The sequence below is a fragment of the Cellulosimicrobium sp. BMG9.23 genome (assembly GCF_059159985.1).
Genome location: NZ_JBZGBZ010000006.1, coordinates 98,993 through 121,174 on the forward strand (window position 1 = coordinate 98,993; position 22,182 = coordinate 121,174).

At 70.8% G+C, this 22,182-nt stretch carries 27 protein-coding genes; 15 read left to right on the forward strand and 12 right to left on the reverse strand.

From position 1 onward, the window contains the following. Window positions 1–25: 25 nt before the first annotated feature. The 7 genes from AC4H2G_RS11280 to AC4H2G_RS11310 form a co-directional block, all read right to left on the reverse strand. Window positions 26–1,036 carry a metalloregulator ArsR/SmtB family transcription factor gene (locus AC4H2G_RS11280; protein WP_494365859.1) on the reverse strand — a complete coding sequence of 337 codons (1,011 nt, stop codon included), beginning with the start codon at window positions 1,034–1,036 and terminating at the stop codon, window positions 26–28. Then, entirely contained in the window at window positions 1,033–2,136 is a 1,104-nt protein-coding gene (gene arsB / locus AC4H2G_RS11285) for an ACR3 family arsenite efflux transporter (protein ID WP_494365860.1), read from the reverse strand. Before arsB ends, AC4H2G_RS11280 begins: the two co-directional genes overlap by 4 nt. After that, window positions 2,133–2,456 carry a thioredoxin gene (gene trxA, locus AC4H2G_RS11290; RefSeq protein WP_494365861.1) on the reverse strand — a complete coding sequence of 108 codons (324 nt, stop codon included), beginning with the start codon at window positions 2,454–2,456 and terminating at the stop codon, window positions 2,133–2,135. The genes arsB and trxA overlap by 4 nt, the downstream gene beginning before the upstream one ends. Beyond that, a complete protein-coding gene (gene trxB / locus AC4H2G_RS11295) occupies window positions 2,453–3,466 on the reverse strand; it encodes a thioredoxin-disulfide reductase (RefSeq protein WP_494365862.1) in 1,014 nt (337 codons plus the stop codon). The genes trxA and trxB overlap by 4 nt, the downstream gene beginning before the upstream one ends. 811 nt (window positions 3,467–4,277) lie before the next feature. Further along, window positions 4,278–4,973 carry a hypothetical protein gene (locus tag AC4H2G_RS11300; RefSeq protein WP_494365863.1) on the reverse strand — a complete coding sequence of 232 codons (696 nt, stop codon included), beginning with the start codon at window positions 4,971–4,973 and terminating at the stop codon, window positions 4,278–4,280. A gap of 132 nt (window positions 4,974–5,105) precedes the next feature. Beyond that, complete coding sequence (locus tag AC4H2G_RS11305; RefSeq protein WP_494365864.1) at window positions 5,106–5,999, reverse strand: hypothetical protein; 894 nt, start codon at window positions 5,997–5,999, stop codon at window positions 5,106–5,108. Then, the gene (locus tag AC4H2G_RS11310) at window positions 5,996–7,123 is read right to left on the reverse strand and encodes a site-specific integrase (RefSeq protein WP_494365865.1); all 1,128 of its coding nucleotides are present in this window, start codon (window positions 7,121–7,123) and stop codon (window positions 5,996–5,998) included. Before AC4H2G_RS11310 ends, AC4H2G_RS11305 begins: the two co-directional genes overlap by 4 nt. Window positions 7,124–7,355: 232 nt before the next feature. Between AC4H2G_RS11310 and AC4H2G_RS11315 the strand changes: the two genes are divergently transcribed. The 8 genes from AC4H2G_RS11315 to AC4H2G_RS11350 all read left to right on the forward strand — a co-directional run bounded on the left by AC4H2G_RS11315 (window position 7,356) and on the right by AC4H2G_RS11350 (window position 13,536). Then, window positions 7,356–8,357: a ribonuclease HI gene (locus tag AC4H2G_RS11315; protein WP_494365866.1), complete on the forward strand. Its 1,002-nt coding sequence runs from the start codon at window positions 7,356–7,358 to the stop codon at window positions 8,355–8,357. Window positions 8,358–8,367: 10 nt separating this feature from the next. Next, window positions 8,368–8,652 (forward strand): hypothetical protein, encoded by a 285-nt coding sequence (locus AC4H2G_RS11320; protein ID WP_494365867.1) that lies wholly within the window; start codon window positions 8,368–8,370, stop codon window positions 8,650–8,652. Beyond that, window positions 8,642–10,246: a P-loop NTPase gene (locus AC4H2G_RS11325; protein WP_494365868.1), complete on the forward strand. Its 1,605-nt coding sequence runs from the start codon at window positions 8,642–8,644 to the stop codon at window positions 10,244–10,246. Before AC4H2G_RS11320 ends, AC4H2G_RS11325 begins: the two co-directional genes overlap by 11 nt. Beyond that, window positions 10,243–11,211 (forward strand): riboflavin biosynthesis intermediates N-glycosidase, encoded by a 969-nt coding sequence (gene ybiA / locus AC4H2G_RS11330; protein WP_494365869.1) that lies wholly within the window; start codon window positions 10,243–10,245, stop codon window positions 11,209–11,211. The genes AC4H2G_RS11325 and ybiA overlap by 4 nt, the downstream gene beginning before the upstream one ends. 172 nt (window positions 11,212–11,383) lie before the next feature. Then, entirely contained in the window at window positions 11,384–12,049 is a 666-nt protein-coding gene (locus tag AC4H2G_RS11335; protein WP_494365870.1) for an HAD domain-containing protein, read from the forward strand. Between the two features lie 50 nt (window positions 12,050–12,099). Beyond that, window positions 12,100–12,408, forward strand: coding sequence for a hypothetical protein (locus AC4H2G_RS11340; protein WP_494365871.1), 309 nt, complete (start codon window positions 12,100–12,102; stop codon window positions 12,406–12,408). A gap of 74 nt (window positions 12,409–12,482) precedes the next feature. Further along, window positions 12,483–13,130: a hypothetical protein gene (locus tag AC4H2G_RS11345; protein ID WP_494365872.1), complete on the forward strand. Its 648-nt coding sequence runs from the start codon at window positions 12,483–12,485 to the stop codon at window positions 13,128–13,130. A gap of 85 nt (window positions 13,131–13,215) precedes the next feature. Then, window positions 13,216–13,536, forward strand: coding sequence for a hypothetical protein (locus tag AC4H2G_RS11350; protein ID WP_494365873.1), 321 nt, complete (start codon window positions 13,216–13,218; stop codon window positions 13,534–13,536). Between the two features lie 152 nt (window positions 13,537–13,688). Here the strand turns inward: AC4H2G_RS11350 and AC4H2G_RS11355 are convergent, their stop codons facing one another. Beyond that, window positions 13,689–14,246, reverse strand: coding sequence for a uracil-DNA glycosylase family protein (locus tag AC4H2G_RS11355; protein ID WP_494365874.1), 558 nt, complete (start codon window positions 14,244–14,246; stop codon window positions 13,689–13,691). 364 nt (window positions 14,247–14,610) lie between these two features. On the opposite strand from AC4H2G_RS11355, the gene AC4H2G_RS11360 reads away from it, so the two are divergent. From AC4H2G_RS11360 to AC4H2G_RS11390, 7 genes are all read left to right on the forward strand, one after another. Next, the gene (locus tag AC4H2G_RS11360; protein WP_494365875.1) at window positions 14,611–14,904 is read left to right on the forward strand and encodes a hypothetical protein; all 294 of its coding nucleotides are present in this window, start codon (window positions 14,611–14,613) and stop codon (window positions 14,902–14,904) included. Next, window positions 14,901–15,362 (forward strand): hypothetical protein, encoded by a 462-nt coding sequence (locus AC4H2G_RS11365; RefSeq protein ID WP_494365876.1) that lies wholly within the window; start codon window positions 14,901–14,903, stop codon window positions 15,360–15,362. The genes AC4H2G_RS11360 and AC4H2G_RS11365 overlap by 4 nt, the downstream gene beginning before the upstream one ends. A 2-nt stretch (window positions 15,363–15,364) precedes the next feature. After that, complete coding sequence (locus AC4H2G_RS11370; protein WP_494365877.1) at window positions 15,365–16,162, forward strand: DUF2637 domain-containing protein; 798 nt, start codon at window positions 15,365–15,367, stop codon at window positions 16,160–16,162. Then, entirely contained in the window at window positions 16,159–17,118 is a 960-nt protein-coding gene (locus AC4H2G_RS11375) for a hypothetical protein (RefSeq protein WP_494365878.1), read from the forward strand. The genes AC4H2G_RS11370 and AC4H2G_RS11375 overlap by 4 nt, the downstream gene beginning before the upstream one ends. A gap of 80 nt (window positions 17,119–17,198) precedes the next feature. Then, window positions 17,199–17,408, forward strand: coding sequence for a hypothetical protein (locus AC4H2G_RS11380; protein ID WP_494365879.1), 210 nt, complete (start codon window positions 17,199–17,201; stop codon window positions 17,406–17,408). Continuing rightward, on the forward strand, window positions 17,405–17,965 hold the full coding sequence (gene orn, locus AC4H2G_RS11385) for an oligoribonuclease (protein ID WP_494365880.1): 561 nt from the start codon (window positions 17,405–17,407) through the stop codon (window positions 17,963–17,965). Before AC4H2G_RS11380 ends, orn begins: the two co-directional genes overlap by 4 nt. 37 nt (window positions 17,966–18,002) lie before the next feature. After that, window positions 18,003–18,473, forward strand: coding sequence for a hypothetical protein (locus AC4H2G_RS11390; protein ID WP_494365881.1), 471 nt, complete (start codon window positions 18,003–18,005; stop codon window positions 18,471–18,473). A 67-nt stretch (window positions 18,474–18,540) separates the two neighbouring features. Here the strand turns inward: AC4H2G_RS11390 and AC4H2G_RS11395 are convergent, their stop codons facing one another. From AC4H2G_RS11395 to AC4H2G_RS11410, 4 genes are all read right to left on the reverse strand, one after another. After that, window positions 18,541–18,834 (reverse strand): glutaredoxin domain-containing protein, encoded by a 294-nt coding sequence (locus AC4H2G_RS11395; RefSeq protein WP_494365882.1) that lies wholly within the window; start codon window positions 18,832–18,834, stop codon window positions 18,541–18,543. A 73-nt stretch (window positions 18,835–18,907) separates the two neighbouring features. Then, window positions 18,908–19,663, reverse strand: coding sequence for a hypothetical protein (locus AC4H2G_RS11400; protein WP_494365883.1), 756 nt, complete (start codon window positions 19,661–19,663; stop codon window positions 18,908–18,910). Continuing rightward, a complete protein-coding gene (locus tag AC4H2G_RS11405) occupies window positions 19,660–20,808 on the reverse strand; it encodes an AAA family ATPase (RefSeq protein ID WP_494365884.1) in 1,149 nt (382 codons plus the stop codon). The genes AC4H2G_RS11400 and AC4H2G_RS11405 overlap by 4 nt, the downstream gene beginning before the upstream one ends. Before the next feature lie 65 nt (window positions 20,809–20,873). Then, window positions 20,874–22,148, reverse strand: coding sequence for a vWA domain-containing protein (locus AC4H2G_RS11410; protein WP_494365885.1), 1,275 nt, complete (start codon window positions 22,146–22,148; stop codon window positions 20,874–20,876). Between the last annotated feature and the right edge of the window lie 34 nt (window positions 22,149–22,182).

A 22,182-nucleotide genomic window follows, 5' to 3' on the forward strand; every position in this document is an offset into this window, starting at 1 on the left:
GGGTTCTCCTGGTGGCTGATGGTGGTCAGGCGATGGTGAGGGTCAGGCCGGGCAGCAGGTCGGCGAGCAGGCCACGTACCCGCGCGTCGAGGTCGTCGCGGATCGCGGCGACCCCGGCGGCCGAGGCCAGGGCGGGGTCGCCTACGAGCCAGTCCTCGTACCGCGTGCCGGGCAGCACCGGACAGACGTCGCCGCAGCCCATCGTGATGACGACGTCTGCGGCGCGGACGGCATCGTCGGTCAAGGGCTTGGGGAACGCCTCGCCGTCGGTGGTGCCGAGCGCGGCGAGCTCGGGGCGCACCGCGGGGTGCACGTCCGCGGCCGGGGTGGAGCCCGCTGAGCGGACCACGACCCGGTCGCCGGCGTAGCGGCGGACCAGGGCCGCGGCGAGCTGGGAGCGGCCGGCGTTCGCGACGCAGACGAAGAGCACCTGCGGTCGGGCGTCGGCCTCGCGGGACATGTCCGCGAGGCGTTGGCGGGCGAACCGGTCGGTGAGGGTGAGCAGGTGGGCCGAGACCGTGGCCGAGCGGGCCAGGGCCGTGTAGGACTCGCGCACGGTGCGCAGCACGACGTCGGCACCCAGGCCCGGATGGCGGGCCGCGAGGTCGGCGGCGAGGTGGTCGAGCGCTGCATCGACGTCGTCGAGCCCGGTGAGTTCATGAGGCGTGACGAGCGCCTCGAGCGCGGCCGGGGCGAAGGTCTCGAGCAGGGTGGAGACCGCCCCCTTGTAGCCGGGGGTGATGCGGTACCAGACCCAGGTGCCGCGCCGCTCGGAGGTGAGCACGCCGACGTCGCGCAGCACCTTGAGGTGGTGCGACACCGTCGGCTGTGACACGTCGGTGAGAGCCGCGAGGTCGCACACGCATGCCTCCCCGGCGGGAGAGGTGGCGATGAAGGACAGCATCCGCAGGCGCAGCGGCTCCGCGAGGGCCTTGAGCGTGGTGGCGACGGCGCCGGCGACCTCGGTGCCGATCGTGTGGGACTCGATCTGCGGGGCGCAGTCCGGGTCACGGGCGGTCAGGGGGTTGGTGGTCATGACCTCACCTCTTCCAGCTCACGTGCAGGGGTCGTGGCGGCGTACGGGTCGACGCCGAACCAGCGGCGCGCGAGCCACAGGGAGACGTAGACGAGGCCGACCAGGACGGGGACCTCGATGAGCGGGCCCACGACGCCGGCCAGGGCCTGACCCGAGGTCGCGCCGAACGTGCCGATCGCGACGGCGATGGCGAGCTCGAAGTTGTTGCCCGCGGCGGTGAAGGCGAGCGTCGTGGAGCGGGCGTAGCCGAGCGCGAGCATCTTGCCGACGACGATGCCGATGCCCCACATGGCGGCGAAGTACACCAGCAGCGGCAGCGCGATGCGGGCCACGTCGAGCGGGTTCGAGGTGACGGCCTCGCCCTGCAAGGCGAAGAGCAGAACGATCGTGAACAGCAGGCCGTACAGCGCCCACGGCCCGACCTTCGGCAGGAACCGGTCCTCGTACCAGGTGCGGCCCTTGGCGCGTTCCCCGACCAGGCGCGAGGCGAACCCAGCGGCAAGCGGGACACCGAGGAAGACCAGGACGTTCAGCGCGATCTGCCCGACCGAGACGTCCAGGCCCTGGGTGTCCAGGCCGAGCCACCCGGGCAGCACGGTGAGGTAGAAGTAGCCGAGCAGGGAGAACGCGACGACCTGGAACACGGAGTTGATCGCGACCAGCACAGCGGCCGCCTCGCGATCCCCGCACGCGAGGTCGTTCCAGATGACGACCATCGCGATGCAGCGGGCGAGACCGACGATGATCAGACCGGTGCGGTACTCGGGCAGGTCGGGCAGGAAGATCCAGGCCAGGGCGAACATCAGCGCCGGGCCGACCAGCCAGTTCAGCACCAGCGAGGAGACCAGGAGCCTCTTGTCGCCCGTGACCGCGCCGACGCGGTCGTAGCGGACCTTCGCCAGCACCGGGTACATCATGACCAGCAGGCCGAGCGCGATCGGGACCGAGATCCCGCCGACCTCCATCGCCGTGAGCACCTCGGACAGCGCGGGCACGAACCGGCCCAGGACCAGGCCTGCGACCATCGCGAGCCCGATCCACAGCGGCAGCCACCGGTCGAGCGTGGACAGGCGCGGCGCAGTCGCGGTGGGGTCGCTCACGCGAGGACCTCCTCGATCTCGGCGACCAGCGCCGGCTTCGGGCGGGCACCGACGACGGACTTCACGCGCCGGCCGCCGGCATAGAAGTTCAGCGTCGGGATCGACACGACCCCGGCCGCGGCCACGGTCTTCGGGTTGGCGTCGGCGTCGAGCTTGGCGATCGTCAGCCTGCCCTCGTACTCCTGCGCGAGCTCGGCCAGGATCGGGGCGACCTGGCGGCACGGACCGCACCAGGTCGCCCAGACGTCCACCAGGACGGGGATCTCGGAGGCCAGGACCACCTCGTCGAAGGTGTCGTCGGTGACGGTCACGGTGCTCATCGGATCTCCTCCAGCGCCAGCGGCAGCTCGTCGAGGTTCGGGACCTCAGGGGTGCCGGCGAGGTCTTGCAGGCCGGCGGCGTCGGCGAGCTCGGTGAGGTAGCGCTGGGCGTCGAGCGCGGCCGCGCAGCCGGAGCCGGCGGCGGTGATGGCCTGGCGGTAGGTGTGGTCGACGGCGTCACCGCACGCGAACACGCCCTCCAGGTTGGTGGCGGTGGTGCGCCCGACGACCTGGATGTAGCCCTCGTCGTCGAGGTCGATCTGTCCCTTGACGAGCTCGGTGCGGGGCTCGTGGCCGATCGCGACGAACAGGCCCGTCGCGGGCAGGGCGCGCTCCTCGCCGGTCACGGTGTCGCGCAGCTTCAGCCCTTCGACCTTCTTCTCGCCCTCGATGCCGGCGACCTCGCTGTTCCACGCGAACTCGATCTTCGGGTCGTTCAGGGCCCGGTCGGCCATGATCTTCGACGCCCGCAGCTCGTCGCGGCGGTGGACGAGGGTCACCTTCTGCGCGAAGCGGGTCAGGAACGTGGCTTCCTCCATCGCGGAGTCCCCGCCGCCGACGACGGCGATGTGCTGGTCGCGGAAGAAGAACCCGTCGCACGTGGCGCACCACGAGACGCCACGGCCCGACAGGCGCTTCTCGTCGTCCAGGCCGAGCTCACGGTAGGCCGACCCCGTCGCGAGGATCACGGCGCGGGCCCGGTACGTCTCGCCGTTGCCCGTGACCACGGTCTTCACAGGGCCCTGCAGGTCGAGCAACGTCGCGTCGTCCCACTCGACCCGCGCGCCGAACCGCTCGGCCTGCTTCTGCATGCTCTCCATGAGCTCCGGGCCCATGATCCCGTCGGGGAACCCGGGGAAGTTCTCCACCTCGGTGGTGTTCATCAGTGCACCGCCGGCGGTGATCGAGCCCGCGAGGACGAGCGGGGCAAGGCCCGCCCGTGCCGCGTAGATGGCGGCGGTGTACCCCGCCGGCCCGGAACCCACGATCATCACGTCTTGCATCGACATGCGTCTATGTTGACATCTATCGATGTAGGCCGCAAGGAAGGTGAGACGGTGAGGGGTCCCTGGTAGGGCAGGCCACCCAAGATGACCCCGCCGGGGTCGGCGGTTCGTTGCACGTACGCAACCCGGGTGCCTAAGACTGGGGCAGCTCACAGCAGTAGCGGCGAGAACTGAACTCGAGACCCTTCCGGACGGATGTGGCGCTCGCGCTTCGCGCTGTCTAGAGCCGGACGATGCCAGCGGCCAGAGGCTGCGCTCGTGGCGGGATACTTGCGGAGCTCGTCGATGAACGCCCAGGTCTCGTCGACGTCGAGGAGGCGGTACAGGCGGATGCCGAAGCGACCTCGAGGCCCCATCCTTCGCGTCGTGCTCGACGACCGAGACGTAGCCGTTGTGCTCAGTCCAGTAGCGGCACCGGGAAGGTCCAGGCGTTGTGACCCGATGTCGTTGCGGGCTCCTGAAAGTACCGCACGTGCTGGCGTGACAGCCGGCCCCCAGCCGAGTTCCGCGACGAGCATGTAGCGCAGCGGCTGCCCTGCGGGGTGCCGAACCCGCTGGAGAAGTCCGCGTCCGGAGCCCCGGCCTCCCGGCGCACCATTTCCAGGCTCGCCTGGTCGTAGTCCTCGGCACGATGGGTTGGCCGTCGCGACTTCGATGCGTGCGTCCTGCAGCTCTGGTGACACACGAAGATGGCCTCTGACCCGCGTTTCCGCAGGTCAGAGGCCACTTTTGAGGTGTCCGGAGGAGGACTCAACCGACTGCGTTACACACCTTCGTAGTCGATCTAGCCGCCTGACCTGCAAAGACGCTCTGATCAGTGCTCTGGAGCAGCGATGAGATCGAGCAGCTCAGCACCGAGAGACAGCGTCCGACGTTCGAAGACGCCCGCAGCGGTCATCATCGTGTTCAGCGGTACGTCCGAGAGGTTCGAAGCCTTGAGATCGCCGACGACGTGGCCGAGGAGCGTCTTGTCGCGGGCGAGCTCGGGGTAGGCAGACTCGACGACGACGTGAGGGCCACCCATCATGATGTTCGGCATCGCGGTGCCCGTCGACTCGTACCAGCCGCGTGGGTCGTCGAAGAGACGCAGGACCTTGACATGAGTCGGCGTGAGACGGACGAGGATGTCCATGAGCAGCGCACGTCGGTCTGCATCTGTGTCGGGCCCGAGCGTGCTGTTGAGGACCGCGTTGCGGAGTGCCTCGACCTTCGTTGCGTCGGCAGTCTCGAGCGCAGCACGAGTCGCGACCGCGATCGTGTCCAAGAACGCGTCGTCGTCGGAGAGCGCATCGAAGTCAAGACCACGCGGCAGGAGAACGTGCTCGTTCACCGCATCCGTCATCTCCGCCACCCAGCTGTCGAACCGCGCCTGTCGGCCACGTCCGACAGCGAGCTGAAACAGCTCCACTGCCGCGCCGCCGATGATCGGAACGGTGCTGAGTGCTGCCCTGGCGATGGCCTCACCCGTTGTGCGAAAAGGCTCGGCTCGGCTCGGGGGCTCGATCGTCATGCAGGAAACGTAGCGCGCTCATGGCCGAAGCGGGAGAAACCACGAAGCGACCCCACATCGTGAGGTCGCTTCGCGTCCGCTGTCTCAACGGTCTCGTACCGGCAGGAGTGATCACCACCGGAAGTCTCACCGCTACCATACCGCGGATGTGCGAGGCCCTGCCCCGGACCAAGCTGCGGTCTTGGCAAGCGTGTTCTGGGCCTCGACCAAGCGGTCGGTGCCAGCCTCGAGCCGGGCGAGCAGGTCGTCGAGCTCGGTCTTGAGCAGGTCCGCATCGGCGTGGGAGCGCGGAGCAAGGTGCGCGCGTGGGGTAGGTGGGCTCGGCTCCATGCGGCGTGCGCCGATTCGTGCGACGGTGCGCGGCGTGATGCTCAGGTTGCTCGGCCATCCGTGACGGTCGAGGCCGATGAGCAACGGCGAGCCGGGGTGGGGCTGCCGTACAGGTGTGCTGCAACGGTGCCCGTCGGGCTCGTGGGCGAGCACGACTTGCTGGGCCGCGCCGCGCGAGGCGTTGGGGACCAGCGCGCGGTGGACGTCAATCCAGCGCACCAGGACGCACCGCCCGCAGGCGGTAGCCGGCAGCGTCCTTGCAATGTCGCGTCCGGCGACGCGCCACGCGAGCAGGTCGATGTCGTTCGTGGTGAGCCTGGATACCTCGGCCGCGGTTAGCCCCAGCTGTTGGTGCAGGAGGAGGGCGAGCGCGTCGCGCCGACCGCGGACTCCGGCCCCGCCCGACACCGGGCAGCGTGCCACGGCTTCCTCGACGTCGAGCCACGGCGCACCACGGCGCGTAGCGGTAGTGCGCGCCGGCTTCTTCATCTCGCCAAGCGTCGGCGTGATGAGGAAGCCGGCGCGCACGTGTGCGCGCCGGATGGCACGTACACGGTCCAGCACCGTCGCTGGGCGGGCTGGGACCTGCTCCACGAACGCTGCCACGGTCCTGCTCGATGCGGGCAGCGGCTGGGCCCCGGTGGCCTCGCACCAGTCGACGAACAGTGCCCACGCTCGCCTGTCCTGCGGGGTCACAGTCCGAGCCTGGTCACGGCGTTGCCCGACAGAGGGTCGTTGTCGCGAGAGTAGATGGCGACTGTCGACGGGTCGGTGTGCATGGTCTGGCGCATGACTTCCAGCGTCGAGGCTCCGGAGCGCACTGCCTGTGTGACGAACCCGGCACGCAGCGAGTGACTCCCGAAGCGTGTGGGGTCCAGCCCAGCCGCCAGCACACGCCGTTTCACGACGAGGTTGATCGCATGCCCGCTCATGGCGTGCTCGCCCGGGAGCCCGCTGCGGTGCACGACGGGAAAGAGCGGGGTGTTGGCGAGCAAGCCCACGTCGGCCTGACCGGTGCGGCACACGTGACCTTCGAGCTCGGCGAAGCGGAAGAGCGAGCCCATGACGTCGGCACGGTCGGCCGCGCCAAGGATGTGGGTCCAGCGCATGAAGGCGCAGGGCGGACACGTGAGCGGCCGCTGCCCGTACGGCAACGCCTTGACCGCTCCCCGCCCGCCCTGGTCGGTCTTCGATCGGCGCACGAGCACATGCAGACCGTCGTCGCGGTGCACCGTCACGTCACCGACCTGCAGCGACGACAGCTCGTCGCGACGAAACGCCCCCGCGAACGCGAACAGCAGCAGGCAGGCGTCGCGAGCAGCATGCACCCCAACGGGATAGGTGTCGTCGCGCGCGGCCTCGAGCGCAGCAGCGAGGTCGTCGCGCATCAGCGGGAGCATGCGCCGTGGCTTGCGCTTCTCGCCGAGCACACGCCTGACGCCGGACAGCACGGTCTTGACGTGCGGGTGGCTACCAGGAGGGACGAGCCCAGCGCGTGCGTGGGCGGCGTTGATCGACGACACCCAGCGCGAGATCGTCGCCGCGGAGTAGGTCGGCCGCTCGTCAGGGTCCTCGAGCGCGGCATGCTCGGCGATGTACTCCATGACGTCGCGGGGCTCGGCCGGTAGCGCCGTACACCCGGCGGCTTCGCACCAGCGCACGAACCGCTCCCAGTCGGCGGCGTACGCGACCTGGGTCCGCCGCGACAACGACGCCTCGGCGAACATCCGCACCGCCGCCGTCGCGCCGGCGGTCGACCACAGCAAGGAGTCCTCGCGTGCCTGCTCCGGCAGGAGGTTCTTCCCGCTCTGCTCGTCCATACGTTCGAATGTAGCCGGTCCGTACGACGGGACACGGGAAACCACGGCCGCCCCGGCTGACTCGCATAAGTGTGATTAGCGAAGCCGTCCACGACGACCCCTGACACGAGGCGGGACCACGAGGCGAGCACCACGACCACGGCGTCGTGCCAGTTCAGGGCCTGTACAGGGGCCGCGTGGGGGAGTGCGTCCCACCTCATGGGCAAGCAGGAACCGAGCCCAAGGAGGTCCCATGTCCACGCCGCGCTCGCTCGCCGAGACGATCACACCGCTGACCATCGCAGGACGGACGCACCAGCCCACCGCGCAGCCGCTCGACCTCGCGATCACCGAGGTCGCCCTCGACGTCTGGTTCGCGTGGGACGCCACGATCACGTGGGTCCTGGCAGCGACGACGCCCACCGGACCCGAGCTCATCATCGGCCGTGAGGCGGTCGGCCCCTGCGAGAAGGCCCTCGCGATCTCCGCGCGACGAGCCACGGACGCGATCAACGAGCGGTTCGAACGGTGGGCCCGCACGAGCCTGGTCATGGTGGGCCTCGTCGCGAACCCGTGGGTCCGCGGCAGCGACCTGCGTCGCGCGGCCGAGGGCAACGCCTACGGCGTGCACGTGCAGGCGGCCTGGCGCGACTGGCCGTCGCAGACGATGCGCGCCCTGGCGACGGCACGGGACGCGATCCGCGGTGACCACGCGCGGCGATACCAGGCACGGCCCGTCGTCGTCGCCACCGACGCGTCGATGCGTCGTGGTCACGACGTCGCAGGGATCGCCTACGTCAACGACGTGGGCGACGTCGGCCACGACGTGGTGCGCGCACGTGACGTGTTCGAGGCCGAGGTGCTCGCCATCGTGCTCGCGCTGACCAAGTCCCGCCCCCGGCAGGGTCGACCGCTCGTGATCCGTACCGACTCGCGCTGCGCGGAGCGCTACGTCCGCGCCGTGCTCACCGGACGACCGAGCGACCATCTCGGTCCTGCGAGCCCCCGGCGATCCGGACTGGCGGCAGAGATCGTGGCTCGGGCCCGCCGGTTCCCGGACGGGGTGAGCATCGAGTGGACCAAGGGACACGCAGGAGACGTCCTGAACGAGGCCGCCGACCGGCTCGCCGTCCTGGCACGCCGGTCGAGGACCGACGGCGGAACCTACCCGCCGGCGGTCATCGCCCGCGCCCGACGCGAGGCCGCGGCCGATGCGCGGGCCAGCCGCTTCACGCCGACCCCGACCGCGATCTGAGAGGATCCCGATGACCAAGCCCACGCCGACCGAACCGCCGCGCATTGGCGCCGTCGTTCGTGACCGCGCCGGCGACCTCTGGCGCCACGGCCGCACCCGCTGGACGTGCCTGACGCCCGTCGACGGCGTGCGAGTCCAGCGGGTGGCCCGCCTGCCCTGGTATGCCCTGGTCAGCCAGTACGGGCCTGTCGAGGTGGTCGACCTGAACGACCAGACCCTCGGGGACGCAGTGACTTCCGCAGGCGACGGCCACCCGGCGTGCAGGGGAGCGAGGAGGAAGAGCCGTGGTTACTGACATCTCGGAGCCGATCTGGCGCTGCGACGTGTGCGGCACCCGACACGGAGCGGACCGCACCCGCGCCGAGACGTGCGAGGCGGCGCCCGTACCGCCGGTCCTCGAGGTTCTCCTAGCCGCGACCCACGGCGAGTACGGCCTGCACCGGCTCGAGCCCACCGGTGTTCTCGGCCGCACAAACTCCTACGACCCCGAGGGGCACCGCCGCACCTACCGGTGGGCTGGGGCCGGGACCGTCGACAGCGCCTACCTGTCCCCGGGGCTGCCCGGCCACGTGCAGCTCGACGTGAAGTCCACCATCTACGCGCACGCGACCAAGGCTGAGCCCGCGAGCGTGACGCTGACGTCCCTCGCGCAAGCCACGGGCCTGAACTACGGCGACATCGACACGGCGACCGCGTGGGACTGGTCCACCGCGCCCGTCGTGGGACCGATCACCGACGAGGTGCGCGAGGTACTCACCGTGTTCGAGGCGTACCTCGACCGGCGCCGAGTCTCGGCGTACCGCGACACCCTCGTCGCTGCGGCCTGGTGCCGGATCGACGCGCCGGCGAAGTCCGCAGCGCGGGCGATCGTCCGTGCCCGCCGCCTGGACGACGTCATGACCGAGGTGAGGGACGCGACCGAGCGCTGGTGGCGCGGCGAGGACGAAACCGTCCCCACCCCGCGGGTCGCCTCCCGCTCCTCGCGGACCTTGTCGTCCCTGACGAAGGCGCAGCGCGCGCTCGTCGAGCGCGTCGGGGTCACCTGGCGGCCACGCACCGGCGCGGACGAGTACGTGCGCGCGGTCATCGAGGAGAAGCTGGAGAAGAAGATGAGTGACGAGGACCGCATGTTCGACGGGCGCCCCGTCGTCGCCGTGGGCGGTGTGCGCGGAGGTGTCGGGAAGTCGACCACCGCGAGGTGGCTCGCCCAGGCGCTGGCGGACGACGGCATCGACACGGCGTTGATCGACCTCGACGTCGCGTCACCGACCCAGCATCACGCGTTCGGGCTGGGGCCCGTGCGCGTGGACGCGGAGCGGCTGCGCATGCTGCCTCAGCGGGTGGGGGAGCACCTGACCGTGTTCTCCCCTGGGCAGCTCGACCGACCCGCCTTCCCGGGCCGGTGGTCGCCCACGGACGTCGAGGCGTTCGTCCAGTTCGTCGGACAGAGCCTGGACCTCGGGCCGGCCAGGGTCGTCGTCGTCGACCTGCCAGCGGGCGACGGTGTCGAGCGACGGATCATCGCCACCGAGCATCGGGCCGACCTCGTGAGCGAGGTCGTCGTGACCACCGCGGACGACCACGCGCTGTCGGCGGCTGCCGTGGCGCTCAACCGACTCCTCCACGAGAACCACCCGCGCATCCTGGTCGAGAACCTCTCCCAGGCAACCGGCACGGGACCCGTCGGCGCGCCGGTGACGGTGCGGCTGCGGGGCGACGGCACCGAGGTCAAGGCGCTGGCCGCCCGGACCCGCACCCTGTACGGCGGATCGCTCCCATGGTCCGCCGGGGACGTCGTCCCGGACGAGGTGCGTGCGATCGCCCAGCAGCTGACGGTCGACCATCTCTTCGACGGCGCGCGATCCGCATCCGCAGCTGGCCGGCGATGAGCCACCAGGCGATCGAATCGTTCACCGGCGAGCACCTGCTCCTGTCGAACTTCTCGCCCGACCAGGTGACGTGGTCGGGCGAGAAGTTCGCCACCTCCGAGCACGCGTACAACGTTGCGAAGACCCTGGATCCAGCCGAGCGGGAGACCGTGGCGTCCGCTCCGACACCGGGCCGGGCCGGGCGTGCTGGCCGGCGCGTCACGTTGCGCCCCGCGTGGGACGAACGTGTGCGGTGCGAGGTGATGGCCGACATCGTGGCGGCGAAGTTCACCAACGCGGCGCTCCGTGAGCGTCTCCTTGCGACCGGGGACGCGTTGCTCGTGGAGGGCAACAGTCACCATGACCAGGTGTGGGGTGACTGTCGGTGCGACGAGCACCGGTCCTGGCCGGGGAGGAATCACCTGGGCCGCACCCTCATGGCTGTGCGAGCGACGCTGCGCGGCGACCGGCCCGATCACTGGCCGCGCGTCATGGTCACCGGTCACCGGCCAGGGCGCCTGGACTGCGCCCAGCGAGAGTTCGCCCAACGCGAGCTCTCACGCCTCGCCGCCAAGATCCGCGACGAGCACGGAGCGCGGGTCGCGATCAGCGGTATGGCGATCGGCGCCGACACCTGGTGGGCGCAGTCTGCGCTCGACGCCGCGCTCGACCTGTGGGCGTACGTGCCTTTCGCCGCCCAGCCCGAACGGTGGGTGCGCAGGGACAGGGACGTGCGGGCGCGGCTGCTGGAATCCTCGGCCCGGAGCGTGGTGCTCGCCGATGACTATGACGTGCGGCTCCTGCACGCTCGGAACGAGCTCATGGTGCGCGACACCGACCTCGTGATCGCCGTCGTCGACCGAGAGGCGACGTCTGGTGGGACAGTCGCCGCGCTGCGTACCGCCCGTGCGTACGCGCGCCCGATCGTGACCGTCGACATCAGAGCGCGTCGGACGAGCATCGCCGCGCCGAAGCAGCGCCCATGAGGCAGCGCAACCCGACGGCTGACGAGGAGTTCGGTCCAGCACAAGGCCTCGGATGCTGCGAGCGTCGTCGAGTTCGCCGGTCACCCTCCCGCCGCGGGCACGAGCCGACTGGGGCCGTCCACCGAGGCTCGTCCTACCTGATGGGTGACATCCCCACGGGAAGAGAAGCGGCATGGCACATCTCGAGCAGAGCGAGACGGGCGAGCGCACGGCGGCGCACGCCTCCTTGAGCGCGCGCCCGGTGTGGTTCCTCGACGTCGACGGCGTGATCGCCTCCTGGAACGCACCCAACCCGCGCCGCTTCCCTGGATACGAAACCATCGAGGTCGCGGCCGCCGGGAGTGCACGTGTCATCCACTACAGCCCGGCCGTCGTCGAGGCGATCTCCGCGCTGTCCGAGACGGTGCAGGTCGTGTGGCTCACGTCCTGGGTCGAGCACGCGCGCGACACCCTCGCACCGGTGCTCGGGCTGCCCGAGTTCGAGGTCGCCGGAGCCGACCTGTACCCCGTGTCCGGCCCGCCGCACGTGGCCAAGCCGTACACCGACCGACCCCTGGGGCACTACGACGTCCCGCGACACCGGGGTGCGGAGTGGTGGAAGTGGGTCGCAGCCAGTCGGTGGCTGGGCTCGACCGGTGTCCGTCGGGTGATCTGGACCGACGACGAGCTCGTGCGCCGGTACAAGGACCTCGCGCGCGAGGCGTTCGACGGGCTGCACCTGCTCGGCATCACGACTCGTAGCACGCCTGGGCTGTCGATCACCGACTTGGACCGGATCGAGGCGTTCCTCATCGACGGTGTGGCCGCTCCTGGCCAGGTGCGCCTCGCAAGCCACTGAGCCTGTGTGCGAGGATCGCAGCGCAGGAGGTTCAGTCGTAGGGGGAGCACATGGGCGGCGACACGGTCACAGCGGCGCAGCTGCGACGGGCAGGTGCCGACGCGGTCTACGCCCGGCTGCTGGCGGTACTCGCCATGGTCGCCACGGTCGCGACCCTCACCACCGGTGCATGGACAATCGCTTCTGGCTCGACGTCCGACAGTGTACGAGCGGTGCTCGTCGGCACGGGAATCACCTGGGTCGCGGTGTGTCGGTGGGCGCAGGTCGCCCGGCCCGCGACCGCGCTCGGCCGACGTGCGGGCACGCTCCTTCCGTTGGCAGCCGCCGGGTTCCTCGGCGTGTTCCTCGTCCCGTCCTGACAGCTCGCCCCGGTGACGGGGCCGAGGTCTCGTGAGCGTCCCTTTCCCGGGGCAGGACAACCGGGGAGGATCACATGAGCACCACGACCACGACGCCTGAGCGCCCCAACGTGCGCGAGCTCGCGACGCAGCAGTTCCCGCGGGACGTCGACGAGCACAAGCTGCATGTCCTGCGGGACGACGGCCTGTACCGGCACCTGCGCTTCCGGCGCGCGGAGTCGAACCTCTTCTGGTTCGACCTGGTCACGTGGCCGGGACACCTCGCGATGACGGGCGACATGGGCGAATGGCTGTTCGCGCGAGACCTCGACATGGTCGAGTTCTTCTCCGCCGACTCGATCGACCCGAGCTACTGGGCGGAGAAGTGCCGGGCCAAGGGCGGGGACATCCGCCGGTACGACGCTGACGCCGCACGCAAGGTCGTCAGCGACATTGTCGACGAGTGGGTCGATCAGCTCGACGACCTTGAGACCGCGGAACGTCTGCGCGCCACGGTGGCCGAGCGTGTGCTCACTGAGGCGAACGACGAGGTCGAGCTGCGCGCCGCTCTGGACGACTTCGGCGCCGAGATCGTCGAATCCGACGCCCGAGCCGAGCCGTCCCGGTTCACCTTCCACGACACGTGGGAGCTGGACCTGACGGACTACACGTATCGGTTCTGGTGGACATGCCACGCGATCCGCTGGGGCGTGGCGACGTACCGGGCTCAGGTCGGGCGATGACCTGGCAGAGGAACGGCCGCTCGTCGGGTCGCGGCGGCGCCGTTCGGCACCCGCGGCCGAACCCGACGTGGGGCAGGGTACGGGCGTGAGCGCGATCATCGAGGCCGCGTTCGCCTACCGTGCGCAGGTGCGCGGCGAGTTCCAGGACGTGCTCGAGGCGAAGTACGCCGCCGCCGAGCGGGACTGCAACGCCGTCCTGCTCAACGCCCGCGGCCGGGAGAGCAAGGTCGACCCGTTCTCCCTGTTCTACGGCCCGTACGTTCGCGTGGCTGCCTACGCCTCGCCCGAGCTGATCGAGTGGTTCGCCGCCCACGGTCGGATGACGTTCGCGCAGTTCGAGCGGCAGTACCTTGACCACGGTTCCCTGATCGACGCCCGCGACGACACCTGGAGCGCAGCCTCATGACCACTTCCCTCGAGCCCGAGGCCTTCTTCGCCCAAGGGTTGGTGCGGGTGATGGACAAGGAGTCCTGCCAGCGCTCCGGGACGTCGGCCTGATCTAGCAAGGGTTCAGCGGGTGCTATCCACTCGCGGGTGGCGAGGGTCTACTGGCCGGCCTCACCGGCTTCCGAGAATCTGCCGGAGGACGCTCATGACGGCGTCGGTCTCGGCCGTCGATGCGAACGGGCCTGGCATTCGGAACACCTGTGCGCCCCAGTCCGTCTGACCAGGTTGAAGGCCCGGAGGCCCCTGTGCGCCCAACAGCGCTTGGACGGGATGGCGGAAGACGCACACCACCAGTTCGACGTCACGGCTGCCGAGCTGCTCCTCCAGCCGAGCACGTCCGTACTCGATCTCCGCCCGCGACACGTCGTTCTCGCCTGCGGTCGGCCGCTTCACGATGTCAGTGAAGCCCACTCCTGCCCCGAGCGCCGCGTCCTCGAAGTGCGGGCCCGCTGGGCGATCAAAGAGCCCTGCCTCCGCAAGTCGGTACAGCTGCCGCTGCCCGACTCGGCCTTGGTAGTAGTGACCGGCCTCGACACTGACGGGGGCGGGGTTCAGCCCGACGATCATGGCACGAGCAGGCGAGGGCGGCCAGAGGTCTTGGAGCGTGAGCACACGCTCTCCCATCCAGTCGGTGTTTGCCTGATACCCGCGGCGGGCTGACTCGGTCATGAAGTGTCCTTCCTCCAGCAGCCACGCGCATCCAAACCGGGTCGCTCACGGCCCGGCTAGGGGGAGCGTGACCCGCGCATCGACGCCTCGGCACTGGTGCGGCACCGGCACCACGCGGTGGCACCGTGCCGCGTACACAGCATGCGTGGCGGGGAGCGCGGCCCGCAACGCGTGCGGCCGGGCTTGGCGGGACCCGCCTGAACCTTCGCGGACGCGCGCGCCCGGAGCGGTCGATCCCAATCGGCCGGGATAGGACAAGGGGAGGTATCCGGGGATGGCATCTGCTCGACGCGATGGGGCCGCGTAGGTCGTTCCGTCCTACTTCCTGCACGAACGCGAAACACGCGCAGGAAGGTGCGACGAGATGGTCAGCAGTTCCTCGACGCCAGACCGTGTCGCCGTCGAGCACAAGCAGCACCGCACGACGACGCGACAGGTCTCGGTGAGCGACCCCGTGTCCCAGCCGCCGTGGCTGACGTTGACCCCGCGCAACCAGCTGCCCGCCCGCGGGTGGGGCTGGGCGTTCACGATCGGCGCCCGGCGTCACGAGGGCGTCAGTACCTCACGCTCCGCGGCGATCCGAGTGGCGACCGCCCGGCGGCAGGCAGCGCGCCGGGCGGTCGACGTCGCCGCAACCCGCCCGGTGGCGACCAGATGACGGCGCTCACTCCTGCACGCCTCGTCGAGCCGTATGCCGCGCGCGTGCGCCGTTGGCTCGTTCTGCACCCTGACGGGGCGGCGACCGGCATCGTCGCGACCAGCACCTGCACCACCTGCGGCGTGCCGATGCAGTGCGTGCTGAACACACGCCGCGACGACACCTCGTGGCGCGCGGTCGACGGCACGATTCGCGGCGGCACCCCACCCAAGGGCTTCGCCGACCCGTGGGACTGGGTCGAGTGGGCCGCCGCGAACGACGTCGCGGCCTACTCACGCGCGGTCGCGCACCACGACATCACCAGGTCCTGGACCTGGCAGCACACTCACCAGCCGGCTCCGACGGAGACGTCCGTGAGCGAGCAGGACGCCCTGGACGACTCGTTCCGCTCCACCTATCTCATCGACCCAGACCACCTCGTCCCCACCGACCACGTCCTCGACGTCAAGGAGAGCTGACCATGGCCGCATCACCAACCCGTCGTCCCGCGCGCGCCGTCCCCACCGGGTTCGTCGTCGCCGCGCTAGGAGGCACCGTCCTCCTGATCCTCGCGTCGTTCATCCTGTCCTTCGACGCCCTCACCGACCTTGCGCGCCGCGCGGGCGTCGCGGCCGACCTGGCGTTCCTGTGGCCGCTGATCGTCGACGGGCTCATCGTCGTGTCGACGATGGCGATCATCGCGCTCGTCGGGCACCCGAAGCGGGTCGTCTGGTTCCCCTGGGTGCTGCTGTTCGCCGGGGCGATCACCTCCGTCGCCGGCAACTCCACGCATGCGGTGCTCGTCGCGCGAGAGATGAACGACGCCTTCCCCGTCACGGTGTCCGCTCTCGTCGCGTCCGTCCCGCCGCTGGTGCTCCTCGCGGTCACGCACTTGCTCGTCGTGCTGATGGACAACTCCATGAGCCCGCCGGCCAAGGGCTCGAAGTCCAAGAGCGGCACGACGAGCCCGAAGCGTGTCAAGCGGGCTGCCACCCGGCCCGGCCCGTCGGTTACGCCCAGCGGGGACACCACGGACACGAGTCCTGGCCCGGTCCTGTCGGACATGGACGTCCCCGCAGCGGCTGACGTCGACGCGACCACGGACAGCCCCAGCGCCGAGGAGCCTGCGGACGAGACGGACGGCGCCACGGCCGACAGCGAGACAGACCCTGCCCTGACCGCAGCAGTCGGCGAGGACACGACCGTAGTTCCCGACCGCGAACCGGAGACCGACCGCGAACCGGAGACCGAGCACGGACGCGAGCTGATCTCGGCATGAGCACCACAGGAGGCACCGTGTCCACCCCCGTGTTCGACGTGCGAGAGGTTCTCGCGCTCATCCCGTTCCTGCTCGGGTTCCTCCCCGAGCGATCCCTGGTCATGACCACGGTGCGCACTACCGGAGGTCGATCCTGGGTCGATGAGGCCACGCGCGTGGACCTGCCCGGCGCCGTGCCCGCAAGGCCCGAACGACGTGACGCCCACCAGGTCCTCGTCGTGTACGCGGACGACAAGCAGACCGCCCTGCGGTACGCCCGTGCTGCGGCCGAGAAGCGCCCTGCCGCGACGGTCGTGGCCGTAGCGGCAGGGGCCTGGGTCCAGCTGGATTCCGACCGACACGGTTCGGTCGCGGATCTCGACGACACCGCGGCCGCCGCCCGCATGCTGCTGATCGGCGAGAGCTACGACGGTCGCCGAGCGCCCAGCGTGCTCACCCGCGGCAGCGCCGAGGCGCTCTGGGACGCAGCCCAGAGCGCCGCACGGAGCGAGCCTCGCGGAGTCGTGCACGTCCTGCAGTCCAGCCTCCGAGGCGCGGCGCGCCCCGAGCTCACCCCGAGCGACCTCGGGGCTCTGGCGGTCGACCTGGCCGACGCTCGTACCGCCGCCGACCTGCTGCGGTACGTCACCGGTGTATCCCCGGTCGCGAGCCTGGTCGACGTCGGGCGTCGCCTGCTGGACATCGAGGCCGGTCCCGAGCCGAGCATCGACATCGCCCGACTGGAGGACCTCGCGTTCCGCGTGGCGCAGGTCGCACCGGAGCAGCTGGTCTGGCGCGTGCTGGGCCTTGCCGCGGTCCTCGGGTGGTGGACTGCGCGACACCCTAACCGTGCCGGGCGCGCCGCCCACTCCGCCGACCAGGCTGAAAGAGGTACGGGCATCGTCGACCTCGCCGCAGACCTGTTCGCCACCAGCGAGGTCCCTGGTTGGCTGGTCCGCCACAACGCCCAGTCCTGATGGGGCCGTGCATGTCCCGGCGTCCCACCTGACTCGATGAGGGCAGACAGCCCCCGCAGACCAGGAAGGGCCGCCGGGACATGCCGAACACCATCAGCGCGATCAACGCGCAGTTCGTCGCAGCGCTCACCCTCATCGTCCTCGCCACGGTCCTCGGGCTGAGCGCGGACCGTGTCGACGGTCGTACCTTCGTCGCGGCGGTGACGATCATGGTCGCCGGGGCGTGGGCGCTGCACATCAAGCACGCCGCCGCTGCCGCGGCCAGCCACCAGCGAGAGGATGACCTGTGACGAACGAGGACCGACTGGTCTGGATCGACGTCGAGACGACCGGGCTGGCCCCGCACAAGGGCGACCGCCTGCTCGAGGTCGCGTGCCTGGTGAGCGACACCGACCTGAACCTGCTCGACGAGACCGGCTTCCACCGCGTCGTACGTCACGATCCCGAGCAGACACGGGCGCTGCGTGATGCGGCAGTTCCGGTCGTCCAGGACATGCACGAGCGCACCGGCCTGTGGGGACGGCTGCCAGCCGGGACGCCGCTCCACCAGGTCGACGCCGAGCTCGTCGACTATGTGCGCACCCTCGTGCCGCAAGCGCGACAGGGGCGTGTCGCCGGGAACTCGGTGCGCCTGGACATGAACACGCTCGACGAGTACCTGCCGAGCGTCGCTTCACACCTGCACTACCGCTTCATCGACGTGTCCACGCTGACCGCCCTGACCGGGTGGTGGCTGGGCGAGTCGGCGGTCCCGACGAAGGAGACACCGCACGAAGCGATGGCGGACATCCGCGGCTCGCTCGCCGAGCTGCGCGCGCTGCGCACCTCCTGGTTCGCCGCCCACTGAGCGTCCGGGCCACGCGGGCGCCGTCAACACCCGCTGCATGACGACGTTCGACGAGACCCAGCACCCGCGCGAGACCACCGGGAAGTTCGCCACCAAGACCACGGTCGAGGCCGACGGCGGTCTTGGTGCGCTCGACGGCGAGCCAGCCCCCCTGGCTGCCGCGGTGGTCGCGCCGATCAACGGGCTCGTCGCCCGCCAGACGAAGGCGGGACGCTGGGCGCTGCACGACGTCGAGACCGGCGCCTCGGTGTTCGGACGCGGCATGGAGAACCGGCGCCGGCACTCCCACGGGTCCCAGGAGGAAGCCGAGCAGTGGGCGCAGGAGACGTACCCACTGGTGCGCAAGACCCGCGACCGGCTCGAGCACGCCCACCCAAGGTCCGCGACGTGCGCACGCTGCGGTGGCCCGCTCGACCAGGACCTCGACGGAGGGGTCGACAGCGCGACGTACGTCGTCTCGACCTGCCCGCGCTGCCGCACGACCGTCCCTGAGGGCAAGGCTGCCTGAGCGGACGCCCGTTCGACACACGAAGGGGGCGGCACGGATTCGTGCCGCCCCCTTCGTGTGTCTGCGGTCAGGCAGCGACCGCGGCCTCGGCGCGCACGCGCTCCACGGCGGCCTTGACCTTGTCGTCCTTGAAGCCGGACCAGTGGGTCCCGCCGTCGGGCGTGGTGACCACGACGACCGGCGCGGCGAGGTATCCCAGGCCGCGCACCATGTCCAGGGCGTCCGGGTCGGCGCTCATGTCGACGATGCGGAACTCGGTGCCCTCCACGGCGCCGAGCTTCGTCAGGAGCCGAAGGGTGGCGTCGCACTGCACGCAGGCCGGCTTGGAGTAGATGGTGATCGGGGGGTTGGGGACGGGCACGGTTACTCTCCTCGGTTCTCGTTCTCGTCTGGTAGGGGGTGTGTTGACGGCGACGGTGAGGCCCGGACGGTGCTCATCCGGCCGCGCCCAGCGCGCTGCCGCGGACACGACCCAGCACGGCGCCCGCGGCGCGCGGAGAGAGCTGGGCGGCGTGCGCGAAGATGTCCGCGACGCGCAGCACATCCGTGGGCTCGAGTCGGCGGCGACGGTCCGGCCTGGTAGGCCAGACGTCCGCGCGCACGAGCCCGAGCTCGACGCCCAGCCCGTCAGGCAGCACGTCGTCACGGGCGAGCACGTCCTCGTCGACCACGAGCTGCAGGTCGCCGAGCGCGTCGATCGCGACGTGCAGCACGGCCTCCACGAGCTCGGCCGCAGTGGTCGTCGCGAGATAGCGCGCGTCCTCGGCGCGGTGCTCGAGGGCAGCCGACAAGATCCCGGTGGCGATGAGCCTGGCCTCGGGCTCGCACACGAGCTGGGTCGCGTAGCGTGCGACGTCCGCGGCGACGTGAGCGGAGCGCCGGGCGCTGTCGAGACGGCTCGCCACCAGCTGCGGCTCGCCTCGCTCGAGGGAGTCCGCTACCAGGGAGCCGGCAACCTGGTAGGCGGCGCGCGCCGCCCGTGCCGCGACCTCCCCAGGGGGCGGGTCGCTCACTCGGACCGCCGTCCCGTGGAACAGGTCGTCGACGAACCGGCGCGCTTCCAGCGACTGCAGCACCTGTGCCGCCCTCGGCGCAGGGATGCTGGCCCAGGCGTCCGCGTAGTGCGTGTACCCGCGTGTCGCTGCCTCGATCAGGTCGAGCGCCTGCAGGTCCGCACGATCGGGGCTCACGCCGCATCCTCGGCGCTGGCCCACAGCCCGGCGGCGCTCAGCAGATCTGAGAACGCGTCGCGGGCGCGCTGGGGCAGGAGGGCGCCAGGCGGCTGGTTGCTCAGCACACGCCGCATCGCGTCGATCGCGACGTCCGGCTTCCCGGACTCGGCGCAGAGCGTCAGCGCCTGCACAGCGCCCTTCCACACGCGCGTGTCGCTGCCGTCGACGAGTGCGGCGATCGAGCGGCACAGCACGGCGAGACGGTCGGGACGTGCCTTGGACCAGTCCACCGAGCGTGGGTCGCGAATCACCTCGCGCGGGTCGGCGAGGTCACGGCTGGCCAGGAAGCGGATGAAGTCGGAGCCTGCGCTCTCGCCTACGCACCCGACGACGACAAGGTGCTGTGCTGCGGTGTCGTCCGGGTCGAGTTCGGCGAGGACGTCGGCGAGGTTCGTCCATGACCGCGGGCACGGATGGGGCCGCCCGGCCGCCTCAGGGTCGCGAGGCGCATCGGGAGCGATGAGGGACGGGTGCGCGGCGAGAAAGTCGCGGACCGCGATCTTGGCCGCCCGCCGTTCGTCTGCTGTGCGCTCACCGAGCAGATCCTTCATCCCGGGAACGGGCAGGGTGTCGAACCCGTCGACGAGCCCGGTGAGCCAGCGCTCAGCGTCCAGGACCCACTGCAGGTGCAGGAAGCGCGTGGTGACGGGTGCCGGAAGGTCGTACCCGTCGACGGCGACGTCGACAGGGTTGGCCGCGGCGACGATCGCGACGTGTCGGCCGAGGGCCTGCTCGCCCACGAACCGCTCCTGCACGACGCGCAGCATCCCCTTCTGCACGGCGGGCGCCGACGTGGTGAGCTCGTCGAGGAACAGCAGCCCCGCGCGCGCCGCGGCGAGTCGGAGGGCCCACGCCGGCGGGGCGTATCGCACACCACCCTGGTGCTCGACGGGGATGCCGAGGAAGTCGGTCGCCTCCCGGTTGGATCCAACGACGGTCTCGACGTGGCGCCCCCAGGCGGCGGCGTAGGACTCGATCACGGCGGTCTTGCCGTTGCCGGGCATGCCCCACGCGAGCAGCGGGACGTCGGCGCGGACGGCGGCCGCAAGCACGCGCATCATCTCGGCGGCCGAGCCGGCAGGCAGGCCTTGGCTGGTTCCCATCTGAGCCTCTCCTCGTCGTTCTCTGTCAACCGGTGGATGGGACGGGACCGCTGGACCCGGCCCCGTCACGGCGCTGGGTCGACCTGCACGACGCCGCGCGCCCAGGACGGGACGGCGCGCGCCACCCGCTCACGGTCCCGCTCGGTGCCGACGAGGACGACGACGAGCGGGGTGGGCGTGGGCTCGCTGGGCCACGGGGTGTACCCGTCGGTCGCGACGACGATGACGGACGGGCGAGGGCGCGTCTCGAGCGCTGCGCGGATGCCGACCCGCATGTCGGTGCCGCCGCGCCCGTGCACGGTCTCGAGGTCCCGCGCGTGCGTGTAGCGCCGCACCGAGGCGACGTCTGCGTCGACGTCGAGGACCGTCAGGTCGCGGCCGCGGACGCCCACGCGACGTGCGATTGCGTCGACCTCTCCGGTGACGGCGGCGAGGTCGCGCGCGCTCATCGAGCCGGACGTGTCGCGTACGAGGGCAACTCTGGGCTTGGGCGCGTCGGTCGCCGGCCACACGATCCGCTCCCCGCTGCCGCCCATCCGGGCGTGGTGGTGACGGCGCGAGCGGCGCGTGTAGTCGGTGTCGACCAGCCCTGCCGTGCGGGACGCCCCCGCACGGACCAGCCCAGCCAGGATCTGCTGCCAAGGGGTCGGTGACGGCGCGAGGTAGAGATGTGCGGTCTCGACGAGACCGGCGGGCGCCAGACCGCGGTTCTTCACGTGCTCGAGAACCGCACCGGACACCTCGATGAGGATGCGGTCGATCTCGCTGCCGCTGGCTGGTGGGGCGTGCCCGTCGACGTCGTCGCTGCCGATCTCGAAGGGACCGGGCTGCGCGCCGGCTCCCGATCCGCAGCCCGAGTACGGCACCCCGTCCCCGTCGTCCCGTTGAGGGGTGTCGAGCGCACGGAAGTAGTGGTGCGGTGTGCGGTGGTCCGGCTCGTCGATCATCGACGGCAGCAGGAAGTCACCGCCGTCGGCGAACACCGCGCACCCGGCGTCACGGAGGTCGTCGTTGAGCGACATGTCGGTCGCGACGTTCAAGAGGCGGCGCTTGGAGTCCGGCACTCCCAACTCGTCGACGATGAGGTGGTGGCGGAAGTACACGTGACCGACCTCGTGGAGCAGCAGCTGCGCCTTCTCGTCAGCGGTGTACGCCTCGAGCGTGGCGAAGTCGATGTACAGACGCATCCTGTCGTCGACCGCCATCGTCCCGTGACCAGGGGCGTCCAGCACACGCATCGCGAAGAGCAGGCTCGCCATGTACGGCATCCGCTCAAGGGCGAGGAAGCGCCACACCTGCAGGTCCTTGGACTGGCGGTCGGTCGGAGGTCTCACGTCCATGCCGCGAGGATCGGACGACGACCCGGCCTCGGGC

Excerpts from the sequence above, each read along its gene's own strand:
- AC4H2G_RS11300 (WP_494365863.1), bottom strand. The coding sequence starts at position 4,973 with ATGACGATCGAGCCCCCGAGCCGAGCCGAGCCTTTTCGCACAACGGGT.
- AC4H2G_RS11355 (WP_494365874.1), bottom strand. The coding sequence starts at position 14,246 with ATGACCGAGTCAGCCCGCCGCGGGTATCAGGCAAACACCGACTGGATG.
- AC4H2G_RS11360 (WP_494365875.1), top strand. The coding sequence starts at position 14,611 with ATGGTCAGCAGTTCCTCGACGCCAGACCGTGTCGCCGTCGAGCACAAG.
- AC4H2G_RS11310 (WP_494365865.1), bottom strand. The coding sequence starts at position 7,123 with ATGGACGAGCAGAGCGGGAAGAACCTCCTGCCGGAGCAGGCACGCGAG.
- AC4H2G_RS11335 (WP_494365870.1), top strand. The coding sequence starts at position 11,384 with ATGGCACATCTCGAGCAGAGCGAGACGGGCGAGCGCACGGCGGCGCAC.
- AC4H2G_RS11410 (WP_494365885.1), bottom strand. The coding sequence starts at position 22,148 with ATGGACGTGAGACCTCCGACCGACCGCCAGTCCAAGGACCTGCAGGTG.
- AC4H2G_RS11280 (WP_494365859.1), bottom strand. The coding sequence starts at position 1,036 with ATGACCACCAACCCCCTGACCGCCCGTGACCCGGACTGCGCCCCGCAG.
- ybiA (WP_494365869.1), top strand. The coding sequence starts at position 10,243 with ATGAGCCACCAGGCGATCGAATCGTTCACCGGCGAGCACCTGCTCCTG.
- trxA (WP_494365861.1), bottom strand. The coding sequence starts at position 2,456 with ATGAGCACCGTGACCGTCACCGACGACACCTTCGACGAGGTGGTCCTG.
- AC4H2G_RS11390 (WP_494365881.1), top strand. The coding sequence starts at position 18,003 with ATGACGACGTTCGACGAGACCCAGCACCCGCGCGAGACCACCGGGAAG.
- AC4H2G_RS11345 (WP_494365872.1), top strand. The coding sequence starts at position 12,483 with ATGAGCACCACGACCACGACGCCTGAGCGCCCCAACGTGCGCGAGCTC.
- AC4H2G_RS11365 (WP_494365876.1), top strand. The coding sequence starts at position 14,901 with ATGACGGCGCTCACTCCTGCACGCCTCGTCGAGCCGTATGCCGCGCGC.
- AC4H2G_RS11340 (WP_494365871.1), top strand. The coding sequence starts at position 12,100 with ATGGGCGGCGACACGGTCACAGCGGCGCAGCTGCGACGGGCAGGTGCC.
- AC4H2G_RS11370 (WP_494365877.1), top strand. The coding sequence starts at position 15,365 with ATGGCCGCATCACCAACCCGTCGTCCCGCGCGCGCCGTCCCCACCGGG.
- AC4H2G_RS11315 (WP_494365866.1), top strand. The coding sequence starts at position 7,356 with ATGTCCACGCCGCGCTCGCTCGCCGAGACGATCACACCGCTGACCATC.
- AC4H2G_RS11405 (WP_494365884.1), bottom strand. The coding sequence starts at position 20,808 with ATGGGAACCAGCCAAGGCCTGCCTGCCGGCTCGGCCGCCGAGATGATG.
- AC4H2G_RS11375 (WP_494365878.1), top strand. The coding sequence starts at position 16,159 with ATGAGCACCACAGGAGGCACCGTGTCCACCCCCGTGTTCGACGTGCGA.
- AC4H2G_RS11380 (WP_494365879.1), top strand. The coding sequence starts at position 17,199 with ATGCCGAACACCATCAGCGCGATCAACGCGCAGTTCGTCGCAGCGCTC.
- AC4H2G_RS11320 (WP_494365867.1), top strand. The coding sequence starts at position 8,368 with ATGACCAAGCCCACGCCGACCGAACCGCCGCGCATTGGCGCCGTCGTT.
- trxB (WP_494365862.1), bottom strand. The coding sequence starts at position 3,466 with ATGTCGATGCAAGACGTGATGATCGTGGGTTCCGGGCCGGCGGGGTAC.